Raw genomic sequence first — 223 nt, 5'->3', positions numbered from 1 at the left:
GTGTTTGATCCCGCGATGTGGTGGTACGGTTGATCACTACGCTGGGAGGGTCGCGCTATGGGACAGGTTCTGCATGGAAGCGCCCGCACGACAGAGGCAGTCCGTCGGGCGATCCAGCTACGTCAAGAGAGCGTAAGGGCCGCTGCCAAGCGCTACGGCATCAGCCCGACGACCGTGCAGAAGTGGCGCCGACGGCCGACAACCGGCGACATGCGCATGGGCC

General features: G+C 65.0%; 1 protein-coding gene. It reads left to right on the top strand.

Annotated features, from left to right (window positions below; genetic code table 11):
• Positions 1-57: 57 nt before the first annotated feature.
• The coding region (locus O5O54_RS22330; RefSeq protein ID WP_279484042.1) for a helix-turn-helix domain-containing protein at positions 58-223 on the top strand (166 nt) is incomplete at its 3' end.

The sequence above is a fragment of the Aureimonas sp. SK2 genome (assembly GCF_029813115.1).
Lineage (GTDB): Bacteria > Pseudomonadota > Alphaproteobacteria > Rhizobiales > Rhizobiaceae > Aureimonas.
This window is presented reverse-complemented; position numbering and strand designations above follow the sequence as displayed.